Source organism: Pontibacter flavimaris (assembly GCF_001907195.1).
GTDB classification, from domain to species: domain Bacteria; phylum Bacteroidota; class Bacteroidia; order Cytophagales; family Hymenobacteraceae; genus Pontibacter; species Pontibacter flavimaris.
The window spans coordinates 216088-233597 of record NZ_LVWA01000012.1 but is presented as its reverse complement, the minus strand read 5'-3'; the positions used below and the strand labels follow the sequence as shown (position 1 = coordinate 233597).

Here is a 17510-nt window from a genome sequence, read left to right as displayed (position 1 = left end):
TATACCAAACGCCAGCAGTTCCTCCAGGAATTTCGCTCGCAAGTTTCCGATTCCCGCTCTCACTTGTCCTCAAGGGGATCATGATTCTTAACATTATTACCATGCCTCCACGCTTCCAGGTAGCGCTTAACGAGCCTACTTCCTAGAAGGGGCAGGGGGATGACCTGCTCGTGCAGAATTCCCTTCTGATCGGCCAGGTATGATTACCATTTGAACATTCTCTGACTGTAACCCGGAAAACAGCTAACTTGCAAGCCGGTAGCCAAAGTATAAACCTACTTCAACCTAACGAACCACCGCCTTAAATCCCTTTGCCGGGAGACAAAAGATAAACTATGTCAAAATCGAAGAAACTGCAGAACGTTACCATGGCCCAGGTGTTCAAAACCATCATCTGGCCGCGCAAAAAATACCTCGGTGTGGGACTGGTCCTGATCATCATCAGCCGGGTGGCGGGGCTGGTGTTGCCGGGCGCAAGCAAGTACCTGATCGACGACGTGATCCCGAACAACGACAGCACCATGCTGTGGTGGCTTATCGGGGCGGTGGTGGCGGCCATTGCCATCCAATCGGTTACTTCGTTTGCGCTTACGCAGATCCTGAGCGTGGAGGCGCAGCACCTCATTTCGCAGCTGCGGGCCAGGGTGCAGCGGCACATCATCCGGTTACCCATCCGCTTCTTCGACAACACCAAGACAGGTGAACTCGTGTCCCGCATTATGACGGACGTGGAAGGCGTGCGCAACCTGGTGGGCACCGGCTTTGCCCAGATGGTGGGCGGCGTGCTGACCTCGCTCATCTGCCTGGTGCTGCTCATCTACATCAGTCCGCTGATGACAGGGTTCGCCCTGATTCCGGTGGCTATATTCGGGGTGATCTCTACAAAAGCTTTTGGCAGGATACGACCCATCTTCCGGGAGCGCGGCGTGATCAATGCCGAGGTGACCGGCCGCCTGACCGAGACGCTGGGCGGGGTGCGCGTGATCAAAGGCTTTAACGCCGAGGAGCAGGAGATCAAAACCTTCGAAAACGGCGTGACACGACTATTCCTGAACGTGAAGCAAAGCCTGGTGACGACAAGTATGGTGACGAGTGCGGCTACGCTTTTGCTGGGCCTGGCCTCGGCGGGCATTATGGGCATTGGCGGTTACCTGATCATGAACGGGGAGCTGACCTTCGGCGATTTCCTGGCCTTTACCTTATACTTGGGTTTCATGATCGCGCCCATCCTGCAGATGAGCAACATCGGCAGCCAGTTTACCGAAGCCTTTGCCGGCCTCGACCGCACGCAGGAGATTCTGAACACACCCTTAGAAGATGCTACCGGCCAGCGCACGCTGCACCTCCATCCAATTCACGGCGACATCGTGTTTGACCGGGTATCGTTCGCCTATGAAACCGGGAAGGACGTGGTGAAAGAGGTGAGCTTTCAGGCTCCTGCCGGCTCTGTTACCGCGCTGGTGGGTACTTCCGGCTCCGGTAAAACCACCATTGCCGGACTGGCCGCTTCGTTCCTCAATCCTGACAGCGGTACCATCACCGTAGACGGCTATGATCTGCAAACCATATCCCTGCAGAGTTTCCGCAGCCAGCTGGGCGTGGTGCTACAGGACGATTTCCTATTCGAGGGCAGCATCCGCCAGAACATACTTTTCCCGAGGCCCGACGCCACCGAGGCGCAATTGATGCAGGCGGTGGAGGCCGCCCACGTGCAGGAGTTTACCGACCGTTTCCCGGAGGGGCTGGACACCCTGATCGGGGAGCGGGGCGTGAAGCTTTCGGGCGGACAGCGGCAGCGCATTGCCATTGCCCGGGCTATACTTGCCGACCCGCGCATCCTCATACTCGACGAGGCCACCTCCAACCTCGACACCGAGAGCGAGAGCCTGATTCAGGCCAGCCTGAAGAACCTGATGCAGGGCCGCACCACCTTCGTCATCGCCCACCGCCTGAGCACCATCCGCCAGGCCGACCAGATACTGGTGATCGAGCAGGGACGCATCGCAGAGCAAGGAAAGCACGAGGAACTCCTGGAAAAGCAGGGAAGGTACTACCAACTGTACACGTACCAGGCAAGGATTTAAGGACGTATCACGTAAGTTGCGCTTATGCGGGCTTTGGCTGGACGCGTTAAACAAAGTATAATGCTTATTTGCCGGGTGCGTTGGTTACCGGAGGCTCAGGGGCCGGAACAACGTTCTTGATCGGTTTGGTGGATTTGAGGTAGGCGAAAATGGCGCTTAACTCCTCGTCGGTCATATTTTTGTACATATCCCAGGGCATGGGGGGCAATAAACTCCGGCTGGTCTCTATGCCTTTATACTTGCCTTTCCGTATGGCCGTAAAGAATTGTTTTTCGGTCCAGTTGCCGATGCCGGTCGCATCGGAGGTTAAATTGGCGGCATACGAAATACCCCAGGGCCCCACCCAGGCGGTCAGGGTTTGGGTGACCACCAGGCCTTTCTGCTCCATCTCCTTGCGGTTCACGTCAGGTGGCGGCATATCAGCCGGATGTCCGGATAAAGCTCTGGAAAAATCAAACTCCTGGCCTTTAGCTGTCATTTTCTTGGGCGTATGGCAATCGTGGCAGCCAGACGTAAGAACCAGGTGCTCCCCGAGCTTAATCTTTTCCTGATCTTCCTGCAGTGCAGCAGCAGTGCCAGCGGGCTTCCTATTTTTTTCAGGCAAGTCTTTTAAAGGCAGTGTAAAAAGCAATAAGAAGGAGAAGAGGAGCAGCGAGGAAATAAATAAAAAGATTTTCATAGCGGTAAGATTTTAGGTAAAATAAGTGTGTAAACTCTGTTACCTAATTTACCTGTAATCTGTAACATCCTGAACAACAAATCGGATTACCGCGTGAACAGCCTGGGGCCTGATGTTAAGGTTCTAAATTCCGGAATAAATCGTTTGTACTGCAGTCTTTGGTGCGGCTATACTTTCTAAGGCGTGGCTTGAGTACTAGGATAGCCTTTTTCAGTTTTTCTGATCCGTTAGCGCTATGCTCCACAACCCGATGGGTTGGCCGTGGTGCTGCCAGAGTTGCCGGTTTTCACGTTGGGTAAGTATGGAAAAGTACAACCTCCCGCATGTGAACCCGCTGCTGCAAGCTTTGTGTAGGTGCTGCAGGGGAAAAGGCTCCATCATAGTAGCCCTGTAACTGCTCCTGTTTGAGTGTGATAAAAAATAAATCAAAAATGATTAGCGCAACCAAGTAGTTGCGCGTATATTAGCAATGAAACGGTTGCATATTTTAATTCTAAAATGAGAAGAGACGTTTTCCAGGCGATAGCAGACCCTACCCGAAGAGCCATTATCGGGTTAATTGCCCTGCAGGCCATGACGCCGAATGCCATAGCCGAGCATTTTGACACTAGCAGGCAGGCCATATCCAAGCACTTGCAGATCCTTGTAGAATGCCAGCTGGTGAAACAGGAGCAGCAGGGGCGGGAGATTTACTATCAACTGGAGGTAGCTAAAATGAAAGAGATTGACAACTGGCTGGAACAGTTCAGGAAGATCTGGGAAGACCGCTTTAACCAACTCGACACTATATTTTCTAACATAAAACAAAATAAGCCATGAAGAAAGACCTTGCATTCGAGTTCTCCGTGAACAAAGAAAACAACACGATCACTGTAAAAAGGGAATTTGCCGCAGAACTCCCGCTTGTGTGGAACGCCTACACAAAAAGCGAGATACTGGACCAGTGGTGGGCGCCTAAACCCTGGAAAGCCCGCACCAAAACGATGGATTTCAGGGAAGGTGGCCACTGGCACTATGCCATGCTTGGCCCGGAAGGGGAGGAGCATTGGGCACTAGCCAAGTATAAGGCCATTGATCCTAAAAAGCACTTTACCGCGCTGGATGGTTTTGCAGATGCGGAAGGCGTGGTAAACACAGAAATGCCGCAATCGAAGTGGGAAGTAAGCTTTACACCCAAAGCCGATGTTACCTTAGTAGAGAACCTGATCACATTCGATGACCTGGCACAGCTCGAAACCACCATCCAGATGGGCTTTAAGGAAGGCCTGACCACGGCTATGGAAAACCTTGATCAGTTACTGGCTGCTCAGAAGCAGGAGGCGTAAGGCCCTATAGGCTGCGGAAGAGCGAACATAGTAATTTCATACTATAAAAGCGGGGCTGGTGCAAAACCTTTGGGCCCCGCTTTTATACTTTACAGTGATCATTTATTGGCTGCTAGTTTAAGCCAGTGGCTCTTATTTATACTTGTGCTGAAAGTATAGCTCTGCTTGAAAAGCAAAGACACGAACTGCAAGGATTATCTTGTTCCATAATTTTACCTGGCAATGCGTCTGTTCAAGAACCATTGTCCCCTTGAGGGGACAGTTTGCTTTACTTGCTGTCACACTTGTTCACTTAAGATTATACTTTGAAAATGTTAAGGGACAAGACAAATCTACTAGCACACACCAGCGGAGTGTTTTCAGATTGTTTGCCAGCTGGCATCTGCTACCTGATGGAATGCAGGAGAGAAAGTAGGGCGGGGCGCCATGTCCAGGAAAGGGTAGGTTACTTTGGAAAGGTACAGCCCCTGCGGATACGCCGGTGAAAGGTGTTTGGGTGCTTTCTCAAGGGACAGGTAACTTTCAAACTCCTGCAGGCTGAGCGCGCCGGTTCCGGTCTTCAGGAGTTGGCCTACTAGAATGCGAATCATGCGGCTCAGAAACCTGTTTGCCGTTATCTGGAAACGCAGCCTGTCACCCTGCTGGTCCGAAAACCACCGGGCTTCTGTTATATGGCAGATGGTGCTGTCCTGCTCTGCTGGTGTTAGGCACAGGTTACGGTAATCGGTGTAAAGGGGGAGCAGGGCAGCGGCCGCCTGCATGGCATCCAGGTTTAGGTTCCGGACCTGGTACAGGGCGCTTGCCTCGTGCAGAAACGGATCTTTGTAGGTATGTATAAAATAGTCGTAGCTTCTTTTGCTGGCATCGAACCGAGCGTGGGGCAGGCCCTCCACCGGAATGATGTCGAACACAGCGATGTCGGGCGGTAACACTTTGTTCAGCCGGAAAAGCATGTCGAATTCCCAGGGCTGCGCTACATCCAGGTGAAAAAAGAACTGGCTTGCATGTACCCCGGCATCTGTCCGGCCACAGCCCACGATCGCTACGGGCTGCTTCAGAATCTTTTCAAGGCTAGCCTCTATCACCTGCTGCACCCCAACCCCATAGGGGTGTCGCTGCCAACCTTTATAGTGTGTGCCGCTGTAACCGATATGAAAGAAGTAGCGCAAGGTATTGCTCAGGTTTATGTGATGGAGATTTCCTTGCAAGATAGTGATAAAGGAGGTGCATGCTGCTTGTTAGCGCCATGAATACGGATGTACCTTGTACTGGTACGAGTGCTAAAGGTATGGCTGCGTGGGTTGAACCAGGCACGAGCTACAAGCTCGCGGTAGGATATGCAGCACTTTAATCTGGTACTCCACCGAAAGCTTACTTCTTCAGTAGCTTAACCATCTTCTTGTTTTTAAAGATACTGACAATGCTCTTGGTGGTCAGCAACAAAGCCAGGCTCCCGATGGCTACTATTTTTACCACCATTTGCGGGTCGCGGATGGTGCGGAACCGGGTAGTTCCGTCTTTGATTTCAATATAACCTACAGGCGTTAAACGCATGCCACCGCCACCGCCATAACCCTCTCCTTTTTTCTCTGTGCCAGTACCTGCACCGCCACCAAAACCATAAGCAGCTTTTGCAACAGGAATGACCGTAACACCCTCGCGTTCTACCGGCTCACCATAAATAGTGGCGCTGTTAGCTGCTGTGCCTAATTTTTCGGCCAGCCTTTCCACAAGGCTGCGTTCAGCAGCGCCAACCGACGTTTTGTTTTCATCCATATGCAGGTAATTGATTTAGGTTAAACCGGAATATACAGGTACGAAGGCCTTATGCTGAAGTTGGGTTATAAGGGGGCCGTACATAGGATAGGAGTATATGCTGCTCCAGAAAGTATAGCTTCGTGGAAACGAAAAGGCACGCGCTACAAGCTTGCGCTAGCGAAGGGGAGCCCTTCCAGCTCCATGGAAAGGCTCCTTCTTTGCTAATATGCTTTCATCTTACTTCGCCCAGTTCGCCCAATTGCTGCAATGGCCGGCCAGGTCGGTACCTGAAATTTCGGTTTGCACCTGCGAATAGGCCGCATTCATCATCGCGCGCGGAGCAAAATGCAGCTTGCCATTTCCCAGGGTTACAAATGCTTTTCCAAAGTGATCCTGGCTCAAGCCATGTCCTGCCTCATGCAAAGCGACTGTCTCCACATCATAGGTATACCCATCATTCCAGGTGAAGGCATCATTGTAATAAATCTCTCTCCAGGCGACGTCCGCTTTTCCATTTCCGTCCATGTCTGTAGGGTACCCTTCGGCATCTACATAGATGAGGGTGAACGTTACGGCGAGAATGTTATAGCTACCACCTGGTCTGATCATATCAAAGAATTCAGCCGGAAGCCAGCCTGCATGCACGACATCCGCTACATAGTCATAGCTACCACCATAGCCGAATAGGGCAGAGATGAATCCGGTTGTTCGGCCGTCGTATGGCACCTTGGTCATACCTAGATCGGAGCAGGTTGCGTCATCCCAGGTGTCCATGGCCCTGTCGATGGCAGCTTCGGTAACGTCCGCAGACAAATCCTCCGAAGGCCTGTTGTTGTCGACGTAGTAGGTGATGTCGCTGGTGCCGTCTTCGCTGTAGTCCTCTACAAAGTCATCGGAAAGCTGCTTGTTGCCCCGATGGTTGAAGTAAACCACGTTGCCCACTTCTTTTCCCTCGCCGGACGTGATGTACTCGGCTTTGTACAGCATGTATTTCCCGTGCCGGGTCTTGGTTTGCAACATGCTTTCTGAAGAGGCGGCCAGAGGCGCTACCTCTTCTTCCTGAAGCTGATCCTGACACGAGAAAGCCAGGATAGTTACCAGCACGACTGATAGAATAGGTTTAAATTGTTTCATAGATGATACGTTTAAATGGTATATGATGTGAATTGCTAAGACTCGGCAGGGAGAGGGCAGAAGAAGGCTATGGTAGTGGAGGCGATATAGGAAATGATACGTTAATATTATGATTATAATAAGATTAAATTTAATTATTGGTTAAGTATGAAGTGAGTGCCGCTATTTTGTTAGCTAGCGTAGGGCAGGAGCCGGTAGGGTGCGGGTAAATCCACAAATATACTTTGAGCCTCTAACCTGGAAAGATGTCTTGTTGAAACGTAAGCGTCTAGGTGAAGGGCATTCTTTAAGAGCACAGGCTACTATAGTTTACTAAAACGTTGAGTTATCCCTGTTGAGAGTCCATAGTTTCCGCTGTTGTTGCCGGCACAAGTACACGCTTTGTACAATCCCTCCGCTGGCGCGGTCTTGCAGCTCGTGCCTCCATTCTTCAGGCAATAGCAATCTCCAGCATACCTTTCCGTTAAAATCTAGGGCGCTGCTATACTTTCAATGGTGCGGCTCGGACACAAAAACGGCCTGGTACCAAGGGAATCAGCAAACGCAGCTAGTTGAAAGAAAACTTTGCTTATTTACCCACTCCTGACCCCTCCGAGGAGGTGGGCCGTAAAGTTCTCAGTTAAAGGATAACCCTTGCCAGTAAAGTTGAAAATAGTAAGAGCCGAATTCTCCCCTTGAGGGGAGTTAGAGGGGTGTTAGAATTTAGCAGATGACTTTAGCAACAGGCTTTACACCCCTATAGTCCCCTCAAGGGGACAGTTTCGTGTTTGGAAGTATAGGTCTTCAGCTTCAGCAGTACGCACGGGTTGTTAGCCTTGGCCCGGAAGATGAGGTGCACGTGGCTGGGCATGATACACCAGGCATAGATCTCCATGCCTTTGTGTTTCCGGCAGTAGTTCAGGCTGTCGGTAAGGAGGGCAAAGTACTCTTCCCGCGTAAACACGTCTACCCAGTACACCACCGCAAAACTCACAAAGTATAGCCCTTCCTTGTTATGAAATTTATACTTCCTGCTCATCAGCAGCTTATACTTCTAACAGCTGCTTCCGGGTTGTGAGCAGGTTGTTTGTACATAAGTAATTACGCTACTGTGAATAACTATGCTAGTGGAATGTGCTAGTGCGAGCTTGTAGATCGTACTATTATTTGTGCTGAAATATAGCTGCGTGGAAAATAAAAGACACGAGCTACAAGCTCGCGCCAGCGGGGGAGTATGTAGCTTGTACTGTTACTTTGGTTGAAGGTATAGCTGAGTAGAAAAGAAAAGCCCGAACTGCGAGTTCGGGCTTTAAAATGTAATGTTTAAACTTTTTTTCTAACTAAGAGCTATTTCCTTATATCTTTTTGCTCTCATTGTGAATGCATGTTTGGTACCCTCCATGACATCACAAATTTCTTTTTTAATATCAGGTATATCAACTGTTCCAGAATATAGAACACCTAATTTTTTACTTTCAGAGTTCATTGAAACAATATACTCTGCATCACCATTAACTGGGATATTAGCGTTATGAGTAACAACGATTATTTGGCGTTGTTCTTTTGCAAATTTTAGTCTATCAACTATTAGCTCATATACTAATCTATTATCTAAGTCATCTTCAGGTTGATCTAATAATAGAGGCACATTACCATGCGAAAGTATAAATGTCAATATTGCCGTAGTCTTTTGACCTGCAGAAGCCGTGGATAATGGTCGAAAAGAAGCATCATTTGTTGGTTTATACTGAATCTCAATTTCATCTTCAGGCCACAACAAATCAATTTCATCAATTTGAGCATCATTTAGTTTTTCGACTAAGTTATAGAAGTAACCAGTAACCTCTTCCACTTCTTCTTTATTTCGAATTCTGTGAAAGATATTTCTAATATCGGTTATTGTTTTCTCAACATTCCCATTAAAGCATATTTCAACTATTACATTGATATCTTTATCGAAACTATTTTCTTTTTGTAGAATTGTTCTAAGTTTAGTTTCGAAATCTGTTTTATTCCTAAAAGGCTTTATTAAGATCTTAACCTTATCATCAGGAAGGATTGATGCTACGGCTACCTTTCTTTTTTTTGTAATCTCTTTAGTTGTGTCTAAAAATTCTTTCTGGATTTCTTCCCGAGATTTTAACTCCTGATCTAATTTATCCTCTAAAGCGAATATCTTATTTAGATCATTTTCTTTTGAAATTTTTTGTGACGTTATTTTCTCAAAGTTTTTGATATCTTCTATACCCTGAGCTTCTAAATCAGCTTTTTTTGCATTGAAATCGGAGAGATTTTTATTGTACTTATCTTTCCAATCTGACACCTTGATTTCATCTAGCAAAGTATCTTTCACATTTAATACTTTACTTTTAAGAACTTCGATTTCTTTTTTAATGCTCTCTAGGTCTTTTTGAGCTTTGGCGTTTATTTCATAGAGTTCTATAGATTCGTTAGCATCAAAAGTTGTAAGATTAAATGAATCTAAGTGGACTTGATCAATTAAGTCATCAAATGAATTTTCAATATTCACAAACTTCAATAGTTCATTATTGATCAGAATTTCCTGTGTTGATAGTAATTCCTTTTCAGTCAATAAGTCTGCTATTCCGCTCTCATGAAAAAGCTTTATTCTTTCTTCTAAATCTTTGATTTCAGTTTGTAATTTACCTTTACCAGCTATTTGTTGCTGAATGGATCTAATAGTCGTAGATTTTTCTAAAAATAGCCTTTTTGTTGTTTCTCTATTGTCTTTTAATGTCTCTATATCATCATCCAATTTATCAATTCGCTCTCTTAAGCAATTGGGGTCTTGAGCTATTTCATATATCTGCTTTTGAGAATACTGTTCATATTCAAAGAAATCAATAAAACCCTCTTCTTCTACAGTTACCCAACTACTAGAGGATGTGTCAAACTTTTGTATCTCTACCTTTTGAGACTCTTGATGAGTTATATCAGTAGCTTTTATCTGATATTTAACTTTATGCCGAATGAATTCAATCAGTATTTCAGAGTTTTCAGTTAGGACTCCTTTTTTTGATTTATTGTCAAATCTTTTATAGAAATCTTTTTGATCAGCAAAAATCTCTTTCAAATCACATATATCTGCACACTTATTGAAGGCTCCTCTTATAAATCTAAAAATACTTGACTTTCCACTTCCTCTTCCACCTATTATAGTTGTTAGTTGAGGATTAAAATCAATTCTTAAAGGAGCATTATTATCTGTAATAGTGGTGTTAGTTATCTCCAACGATTTTATCCACAGTTCAGGTGTTTCATAAGGTATATCAGAGCAGTCATGATTGGTTTTAACTCTTCTCTCAGGGATGAGAAACGCTTGTCTTAATCCTTCTAAAGATGGCTTCTCATCCATCTTAATCCAGCTATAGCAGCTTCCAATTCCCCACAAACCATGTTTTGGATTATTCTGTTCATGAGGATTATCAGAAAATGAAAGTATAGCTAAGTTGGCATCAGTAGCGTATTTTACTGTAGTTGACCACTCTTTTATAATTGAATCATCAATTTGTGGATTTGGATAAGAATAATAAATATTAAGTTTCTCTTTAAGCTCATCGTCATATGGTGACGAAATAGGTGATAAAAACTCGGGGTGTACTACCTGAACAGCATTAATGTAATCAAGGTCGTAGAGTTTTTTTAAATTGGCTACGCTTATTGAGCCTAAACCATTGTACTCATCTATATGAGCGGGAATAATAAGAGCTTTTGCACTTTTTGCTTTTTCTGCAATTTCAAAGATACTAAGCGAAGTGAAGGCTTCTTGTGTTCCAAACTCACCTCTAGAGATACCACATGTTATTAGAAAATCATTGATATCATCCGACGTTTTATCGATATCGAAAATTATTAAAAGGTGTACCTTCGATGGATCGCACGTAATTTCTACACCAGGGAAAACAGTGAGCCCTGTTCCTTCAGCAGCTAATTTAATTTGATCAATCATAGCTCCAGTATTATGATCAGTAACTGCTACACAGTTTAAACCTTTATCTAGAGCTTCTTTCACCCACTGTTCTGCAGTAACGGTTTTATCTTGAAAGCAAGCACTCGCTGTTGTATGAATATGAAGATCACATTTAAACCATCTTGCACCTTTGTATTTCATAGCATCTATTCTTTTTGTTCGTTAAGGGGAATCTAAAATCAATTAATTCTTAATTGGGTGTTACTCAAAGTTAGATGCTTAATATATATAAACCGCTTAATATAGAGTTTTATTTATCAACTAATTCTCCACATTTACTTGCTGTAGCTCAAGAATGACGCAGCCTAAAATTTTTAGAATCTTTGGATAAGCTATTTTATTAGTTTTGTAAATATCTTACTGCATCACGATATTAAATTACTCCCCTTGCCCTTCAACCCATTTACCATAGACTTACCCGTTCGGGAAATTATACCTGCCGTTAGGGAGCACCTGGCGGCGCAGAACACGCTGATCGTAAACGCCCCTCCCGGAGCCGGTAAAAGCACTTTGCTGCCGCTGGCTATACTTGATGAAGTATGGCTGAAAGATCAGAAGATCATCATGCTGGAGCCCCGGCGCCTGGCGGCCAAAACCATTGCCGAGCGCCTGGCGCAGCTGTTGGGCGAGGAGGTAGGCCAGACCGTCGGTTACCGCATCCGTTTCGAGAACCGCACCTCCGCTGCCACCCGCATCGAGGTCGTAACAGAAGGCATCCTCACCCGCATGATCCACAGCGACCGCTCGCTGACAGGCATCGGCATCGTGATCTTCGACGAGTTTCATGAGCGCAGCATCCACGCCGATGTGGCCATGGCCCTGAGCCGGGAGGCGCAGCAAGCGCTTCGCCCGGACCTGCGCATCATGGTGATGTCGGCCACCCTGGACATGCCCCAGCTCACGAGCCTGCTCAAGGCCCCTGTGGCGCAAAGCATGGGGCGGCAATACCCCATCAACACCATCTATACCGGCGACGCCGACGACCGCATGCTGCCCGAAATGACGGCCAAAGTAGTGCAGCAGGCAGCGCAGGAGCAGGGAGGCGATATCCTCGTGTTCCTGCCCGGCGAAAACGACATTCGGAAAGTAGAAGAACTCTTGCGCAGGCAGCTGCGCGGCGTGCAGATACACCCGCTGTTTGGTATGCAGCCCTTCGGTAAGCAGTACGCCGCCATCATGCCCGACCGCCAGGGCAGGCGCAAAGTGGTGCTGGCCACAAGTATAGCCGAGACCAGCTTAACCATAGAAGGCATTTCGGTGGTGGTGGATACGGGCTTCGGCAAAACCTCCCGCTTCGATCCGAAGTCCGGTTTGTCGCGCCTCGAAACACAGCGCATCTCCAAAGACGCCGCCGACCAGCGTGCCGGTCGCGCCGGACGCCTGGGCCCCGGCACCGCCTACCGCATGTGGAGCAAAACCACGCAAGAGCGCATGGCCCCGCACCGCACCCCCGAGATCATGGAAGCCGACCTGTCCTCGCTGGTGCTGGACATGGCGCAGTGGGGCATTACCGATATCCGTGGCCTGACCTGGCTGAACCCGCCGCCGCGCGCTGCCCTGGCCTATGCCACCGACATGCTGCACCAGCTGCAGGCGCTGGAGCATGGCCGCATTACTGAGCACGGTAAGAAGATGCACCGGCTGCCCTGCCACCCGCGCATCGCGCACATGCTGCTCAAAGCCGAAGAAACCGGCCAGGTGCCGCTGGCCTCTGATATTGCCGCCGTCTTGGAAGAGCGCGACCCGCTGGACCGTAACGCCGGCATCGACATTAATTTAAGGGTGGAAGCCCTGCGCAAGTATCGGAAAGAGCAGGGGCAGGGCAAGCGCTTTGCTAAGATCGAGAAGATTGCTCTCTCGTATCGCCAGCTCTTTGAGGTGGAGCCCGACAACGGCACCTTCGATGAGTATGAAACCGGTGTGCTGCTGGCGCATTGCTACCCCGAGCGCATCGCCTACGCCCGCCCCGGCAACAACGCCCAGTTCCAGCTGGCCAGCGGCAAGTATGCTTCTGCCGGTCACCGCGACGACCTGGCGCACGAGCCCTGGCTGGCCATCGCGCACCTGCACGCGGGCACCGGCGATAACCCGGGCCGCATTTTCCTGGCATCCCCGCTCAACCCCCGCGATCTGGCCCCGCTGTTAAAGCAGCAGGAAGTCTACCACTGGGACGTAAACGACGGCGAACTCACCGCCTCGCTGGATACGCGTATCGGCAGCATTGTGCTGCAAAGCAAACCGCTGCCACCACCCGACGAGAAGCACCGCGTACCGGCCATCTCCGAAGCCATCAAAGCAGAAGGCGAGCACCTGCTGGACTTCAACCATGAGCTAACCCAATGGCAAAACCGCGTGCTGAGCCTCCGCAAATGGCGCCCCTCCGAGTTCTGGCCCGATGTGAGCACCTCCACGCTCCTCATCACCAACTGGGACTGGCTGAAATCATACTTGTATGACATTGAGCACCCCGACGAGCTGATGGAGCTGGATCTTTTGCCCATACTTAATGCGAAGTATTTGGATGAGGAACAGCGCGCCCGGCTGGACTTACTGGCCCCAGCAAGTATAGCTTTGCCGGATGGATCAAGTATAGAGCTGGAGTATAAAGCCGATGGTTCACAGCCTAAGCTGGAGATTCGCCTGCAGGACGTGCTGGGCTGGGAGGTAAGCCCGACGGTGGATGAAGGCGAGATGACGGTGGAACTGGCCTTGCTTACGCCTGATCTCAAGCCGATCACTACTGTCTCTGACTTGGCGAGTTTCTGGAAAGGAAATTACCGGGTGATCAAACGGCAGCTGGAGGTGGTGTTTCCGGAAGTGGAGTGGGAGAGGTAAGGTAGTTAGAAAGTTAGAAGGTTAAAAAGTTAGAAAGTTATTTTATATCTCGTGGTGTCCGGAGGTCACACGAGTCGAAGATCCCGAAGAATTTCGGGGTGTCTGGCGTAGGCTATACTTTATACTTTGTCTGGATCAGGACTTGCAGTGTTACCCCACCCCAGCCCTCCCCTTTTATCGAGGGCCCCTACCCCCAGAACAGGGGAGGGAGCTTTTGCAGTACCAAATCAAACCACCCCTACCCCTCAGAGCTGCGCTCGCTACCATCGAACTCGCGTTCTCGGTAGTCCAAGGAGGGGAATTCGTAATTACTACTTCCAAAGTTTAAGTTTCATAGCTGCTGTTCTTGCGCGGACAGGTCGCGACCCGTCCCTACAAATTTTAAACCCACCCCTACCCCTCCAAGGAGGGGAATTTAGTACTTGCTATACTTTATTGTCATCTCGAGCAGGGCGAGAGATCTATCTGGAATTATGAAGAGATCTCACATTTCATTCGAGATGACAGTAAGGCCGTAGCTATCGAACTGAACCCAGTCCTTGGGTTGAGCGCCTTGTAGATTTCCGGTTTCGCTTCAGCGAAATTGCGGAGACCGTAAGGTCAAGCAAAGGAAATGTACACAGCGCGATGCCCGAGGACGAGCCCTCTCGGGCTTGAGAGCACCAAAGCCAGAGATGAAACGGTAGGTTTGTGTGAACTAGAGGATCAGCGGAAGCTAGAAAGTATAGCTTGGTTAAAATAGCAGGAAGCAGTGGCTAGGGAAGTATAGCCAAAGTATAAAGTATAAAAGTATAAAAAGACACAAGCGGACGCTTGCGCCAGAGAAAGTATGGCTTTAGTATAAAGTATAGCCAAAGCAAGTATGGCTCTGCGAGCCAGTCAAGTCAGAGACTTGACACTATCCGTAGGACATAAGTCTGAAGACTTGCGCCAGAGAGGGGGAAATACACGAATTTCAAACTCGCGCCAGCAGGAGGTAGCAGTTGTGCCAGCAAGTAAAGAAGTATAGTCAAGTATAAAGTATATCCGCTAAGCACATACTTCACCAAACAAGGGAATCAAGCGGTTTCATAAACAAAAGCCCTCACCGCTTCTAAAAAACAGTGAGGGCTTCATTAAAGTCTTATCAAGTTACAGTTTCTCCCAGCCTGCCACACCCAGGTAGGTGCTAACACCTATGATGATGGAAGACATGACCACGCCAATGGTAATGGCGGCGAAGGCTTTCTTTCGTTCTATTTTGAAGATCTCAGCGGCAATAGCGCCCATATAAGCCCCGGTTCCGGGAAGCGGCACCATCACAAACACCATCAGCCCCCAAAAGCCATACTTGTTCACGTTGCTGCCGGCTAGCTTTTTGGCCCTTTTGCAGAAGAAGATCACCCCCCTTTTGTAAGCACGGAAAGGCCAGAATTTCTTGCTGAACGTATCCACCAGCCACAAGAACATGGGGTAGATCAATATGTTACCTACAACCCCTACCAGCACGGCCCAAACCAGCTGCACATTGTTCAGCACAGCGTAAGGGATACCGGCACGGGCCTCCCCGAACGGGGAAATGCTAAGTAAAAAAGTAAGAATGAGCGTTTCCAGCATAAAATAATTCGTAAATAGATCCTGCACTTTTTTCGGTCGCCACCAGCGCAAAGGCAGGGTGCACCCCAAACCACACGAGCCAATCTCCATCCTTGGTGCAACAGAGGGGTAACAGGTACCAAACGATAAAAATTCAAACAACGTATCTGTGATGCCCTGAGCCTTTGCCGATGCATACTTCATCCGGTGCAGATCACAAATTTAGCAGTAAATGAAGCCTGCGGGGTGTCAGTTCCGCACCTCCAAACCTCTCCGTTACGCCTGCCTTTAGCTACCCTGAAGATAGACTTTGCGCTTATAGGCGGTAAAAGTCACTTCCGCCCGTATCCAAAGGCTTACTATCTCTTACGAGATGTAGAATCAGTAAAATTGTACTATGAGTGGAATTTAGCGCTGTTATACAGCGTAAGGAGGTGCTTCCCGCCCGATTCGGGTGCAAATATAGGGAGAGGAAAGCCCAAAAGTATGCATCCGTCGAAGTATAAAGCAGGATATTTAGTAAAATAAAGACGATGAGCGGCTTATAAAAAAAGCGCGGACCCATTTCTGAGTCCGCGCCATACAGTAGCTATACCGGGGAAAGGGCTACACGGCCTGCAACTCCTTCTCCTCCTGCTCGGTCTTGTCCCAGTATGCTGCGTTCCTGATGCCCAGCTTCTTTGCGTTGAACACCGGGTCCAGGCCTGCCTTGCGTTGCTCCTGGTAATCTTTCAGCGCCCGTAAGGCAGGCTTTCTCAATAACAGGATCGCCACAACGTTCAGCCAGGCCATCACACCTACACCAATATCGCCCAGCATCCAGGCGGATTCTGCCGTTTTAACGGAGCCGTAGAACGTAGAGGCAAGTATGAGCGCCCGCAGTACCCAGATCATCCACTTGTTGCCCTTTGTGTTCAGGTAGCTCAGGTTGGTCTCGGCGATATAATAGTAAGCCATGATGGTGGTAAAGGCGAAGAAGAACAGGGAAATAGCCACAAAGCCGCTGCCCAGGGTAGGGAAGTAGGTGTTAACGGCTGCCTGCGTATACTCCGGCCCGAACGGCACGCCCGGCAGGTTCTCCACAACAAAGCCGCCTTCCGGGTTTACCACGTTATATTGCCCCGTGAACAGGATCATGAAGGCGGTGGCCGTACAAACAAACAGCGTATCCACATACACGGAGAACGCCTGCACCAAGCCCTGCTTGGCCGGGTGACTTACCGCCGCTGCCGCAGCCGCGTGTGGTGCCGTGCCCTGTCCGGCCTCGTTTGAGTAAATGCCACGCTTCACGCCCCATGAGATAGCCATACCGAAGATACCTGCAAAGGCCGGCTCCAGGTCGAAAGCAGACCGGAAGATCAGGCTAAAGACAGCGGGTACTTCCGTAATGTTCATCATTATGATCACCACCGACATCAGGATATAGGCGCCAGCCATAAACGGGACAACCACCTGTGCCACCTTGCCAATGCGCTTGACGCCACCCAAGATGATGAGCGCCAGCAGCAGGGTAACGGCACCGCCGGTATACGCCATCGGGATCTGGAAGGCATTGTTCATGCCTGAGGCGATGCTGTTGCTCTGCACGCCCGGCAGGAAGAGGGCCATGCTCACGATCGTGGCCACAGCGAAAACGACGGCGTACCATTTTATACCCAGTCCTTTTTCGATATAGAAGGCAGGGCCGCCTCTGTATTGCCCGTCTTTCACCTGTTTGTAGATCTGCCCAAGGGTAGCCTCAATAAAAGCGGAGGCGCTCCCCAGGAAGGCAATGGCCCACATCCAGAACACAGCACCCGGTCCGCCCATGGCAATGGCTGTGGCCACACCCGCAATGTTGCCCGTGCCCACACGGCCTGCGATGGCTACGGTAAAGGCCTGAAACGAGCTGATGCCCTTCTGTGTAGACTCGCCTTTGAACAGCAGTTGCAGCATTTCGCGGAGGTAGCGCACCTGCAGAAACTTAGTAACGATGGAAAAGTAAACCCCTGCCCCGAGGCAAAGTATGATGAGTGCGTTGCTCCAAACAATGTCGTTGACGGCAGAAATAATGTTCTCCATAAGGGAAAGAAAGCTGTTAGGTTTTCAGTAGTAGACTATACTTTGGCCTGGAAAGAAGAGGCCGTCCCTAAAATTAAAGGAAATTTTCT

General features: G+C 49.0%; 12 protein-coding genes. 4 read left to right on the top strand and 8 right to left on the bottom strand.

The window, feature by feature from the left end:
- The first annotated feature begins 335 nt into the window (after positions 1-335).
- Positions 336-2084, top strand: a complete 1749-nt coding sequence (locus A3841_RS18625; protein WP_073854715.1) for an ABC transporter ATP-binding protein — start codon at positions 336-338, stop codon at positions 2082-2084.
- A 64-nt stretch (positions 2085-2148) separates the two neighbouring features.
- On the opposite strand, the gene A3841_RS18620 is transcribed toward A3841_RS18625, so the two are convergent.
- Positions 2149-2763, bottom strand: coding sequence for a c-type cytochrome (locus tag A3841_RS18620; RefSeq protein ID WP_073854713.1), 615 nt, complete (start codon positions 2761-2763; stop codon positions 2149-2151).
- A gap of 498 nt (positions 2764-3261) precedes the next feature.
- Between A3841_RS18620 and A3841_RS18615 the strand changes: the two genes are divergently transcribed.
- Together A3841_RS18615 and A3841_RS18610 are read left to right on the top strand one after the other, a co-directional pair.
- A complete protein-coding gene (locus A3841_RS18615) occupies positions 3262-3582 on the top strand; it encodes an ArsR/SmtB family transcription factor (RefSeq protein ID WP_073854711.1) in 321 nt (106 codons plus the stop codon).
- Positions 3579-4088 carry an SRPBCC family protein gene (locus A3841_RS18610; protein WP_073854709.1) on the top strand — a complete coding sequence of 170 codons (510 nt, stop codon included), beginning with the start codon at positions 3579-3581 and terminating at the stop codon, positions 4086-4088. Before A3841_RS18615 ends, A3841_RS18610 begins: the two co-directional genes overlap by 4 nt.
- Before the next feature lie 359 nt (positions 4089-4447).
- On the opposite strand, the gene truA is transcribed toward A3841_RS18610, so the two are convergent.
- The 5 genes from truA to A3841_RS18585 all read right to left on the bottom strand — a co-directional run bounded on the left by truA (position 4448) and on the right by A3841_RS18585 (position 11091).
- The gene (gene truA, locus A3841_RS18605; RefSeq protein WP_073854707.1) at positions 4448-5257 is read right to left on the bottom strand and encodes a tRNA pseudouridine(38-40) synthase TruA; all 810 of its coding nucleotides are present in this window, start codon (positions 5255-5257) and stop codon (positions 4448-4450) included.
- A gap of 202 nt (positions 5258-5459) precedes the next feature.
- The gene (locus A3841_RS18600) at positions 5460-5864 is read right to left on the bottom strand and encodes a spore germination protein GerW family protein (protein ID WP_083610432.1); all 405 of its coding nucleotides are present in this window, start codon (positions 5862-5864) and stop codon (positions 5460-5462) included.
- Between the two features lie 219 nt (positions 5865-6083).
- Positions 6084-6980, bottom strand: coding sequence for a zinc metalloprotease (locus tag A3841_RS18595; protein WP_139308014.1), 897 nt, complete (start codon positions 6978-6980; stop codon positions 6084-6086).
- 736 nt (positions 6981-7716) lie between these two features.
- Positions 7717-7998 (bottom strand): transposase, encoded by a 282-nt coding sequence (locus A3841_RS18590; RefSeq protein WP_073854703.1) that lies wholly within the window; start codon positions 7996-7998, stop codon positions 7717-7719.
- Between the two features lie 297 nt (positions 7999-8295).
- Positions 8296-11091, bottom strand: coding sequence for a TrlF family AAA-like ATPase (locus A3841_RS18585; protein WP_073854701.1), 2796 nt, complete (start codon positions 11089-11091; stop codon positions 8296-8298).
- A gap of 246 nt (positions 11092-11337) precedes the next feature.
- On the opposite strand from A3841_RS18585, the gene hrpB reads away from it, so the two are divergent.
- Positions 11338-13785, top strand: a complete 2448-nt coding sequence (hrpB, locus tag A3841_RS18580; RefSeq protein ID WP_073854699.1) for an ATP-dependent helicase HrpB — start codon at positions 11338-11340, stop codon at positions 13783-13785.
- A 1131-nt stretch (positions 13786-14916) separates the two neighbouring features.
- On the opposite strand, the gene A3841_RS18575 is transcribed toward hrpB, so the two are convergent.
- Positions 14917-15381 (bottom strand): COG2426 family protein, encoded by a 465-nt coding sequence (locus tag A3841_RS18575; RefSeq protein ID WP_073854697.1) that lies wholly within the window; start codon positions 15379-15381, stop codon positions 14917-14919.
- Positions 15382-15966: 585 nt separating this feature from the next.
- Positions 15967-17421 (bottom strand): alanine/glycine:cation symporter family protein, encoded by a 1455-nt coding sequence (locus tag A3841_RS18570; protein WP_073854695.1) that lies wholly within the window; start codon positions 17419-17421, stop codon positions 15967-15969.
- Positions 17422-17510: the final 89 nt, after the last annotated feature.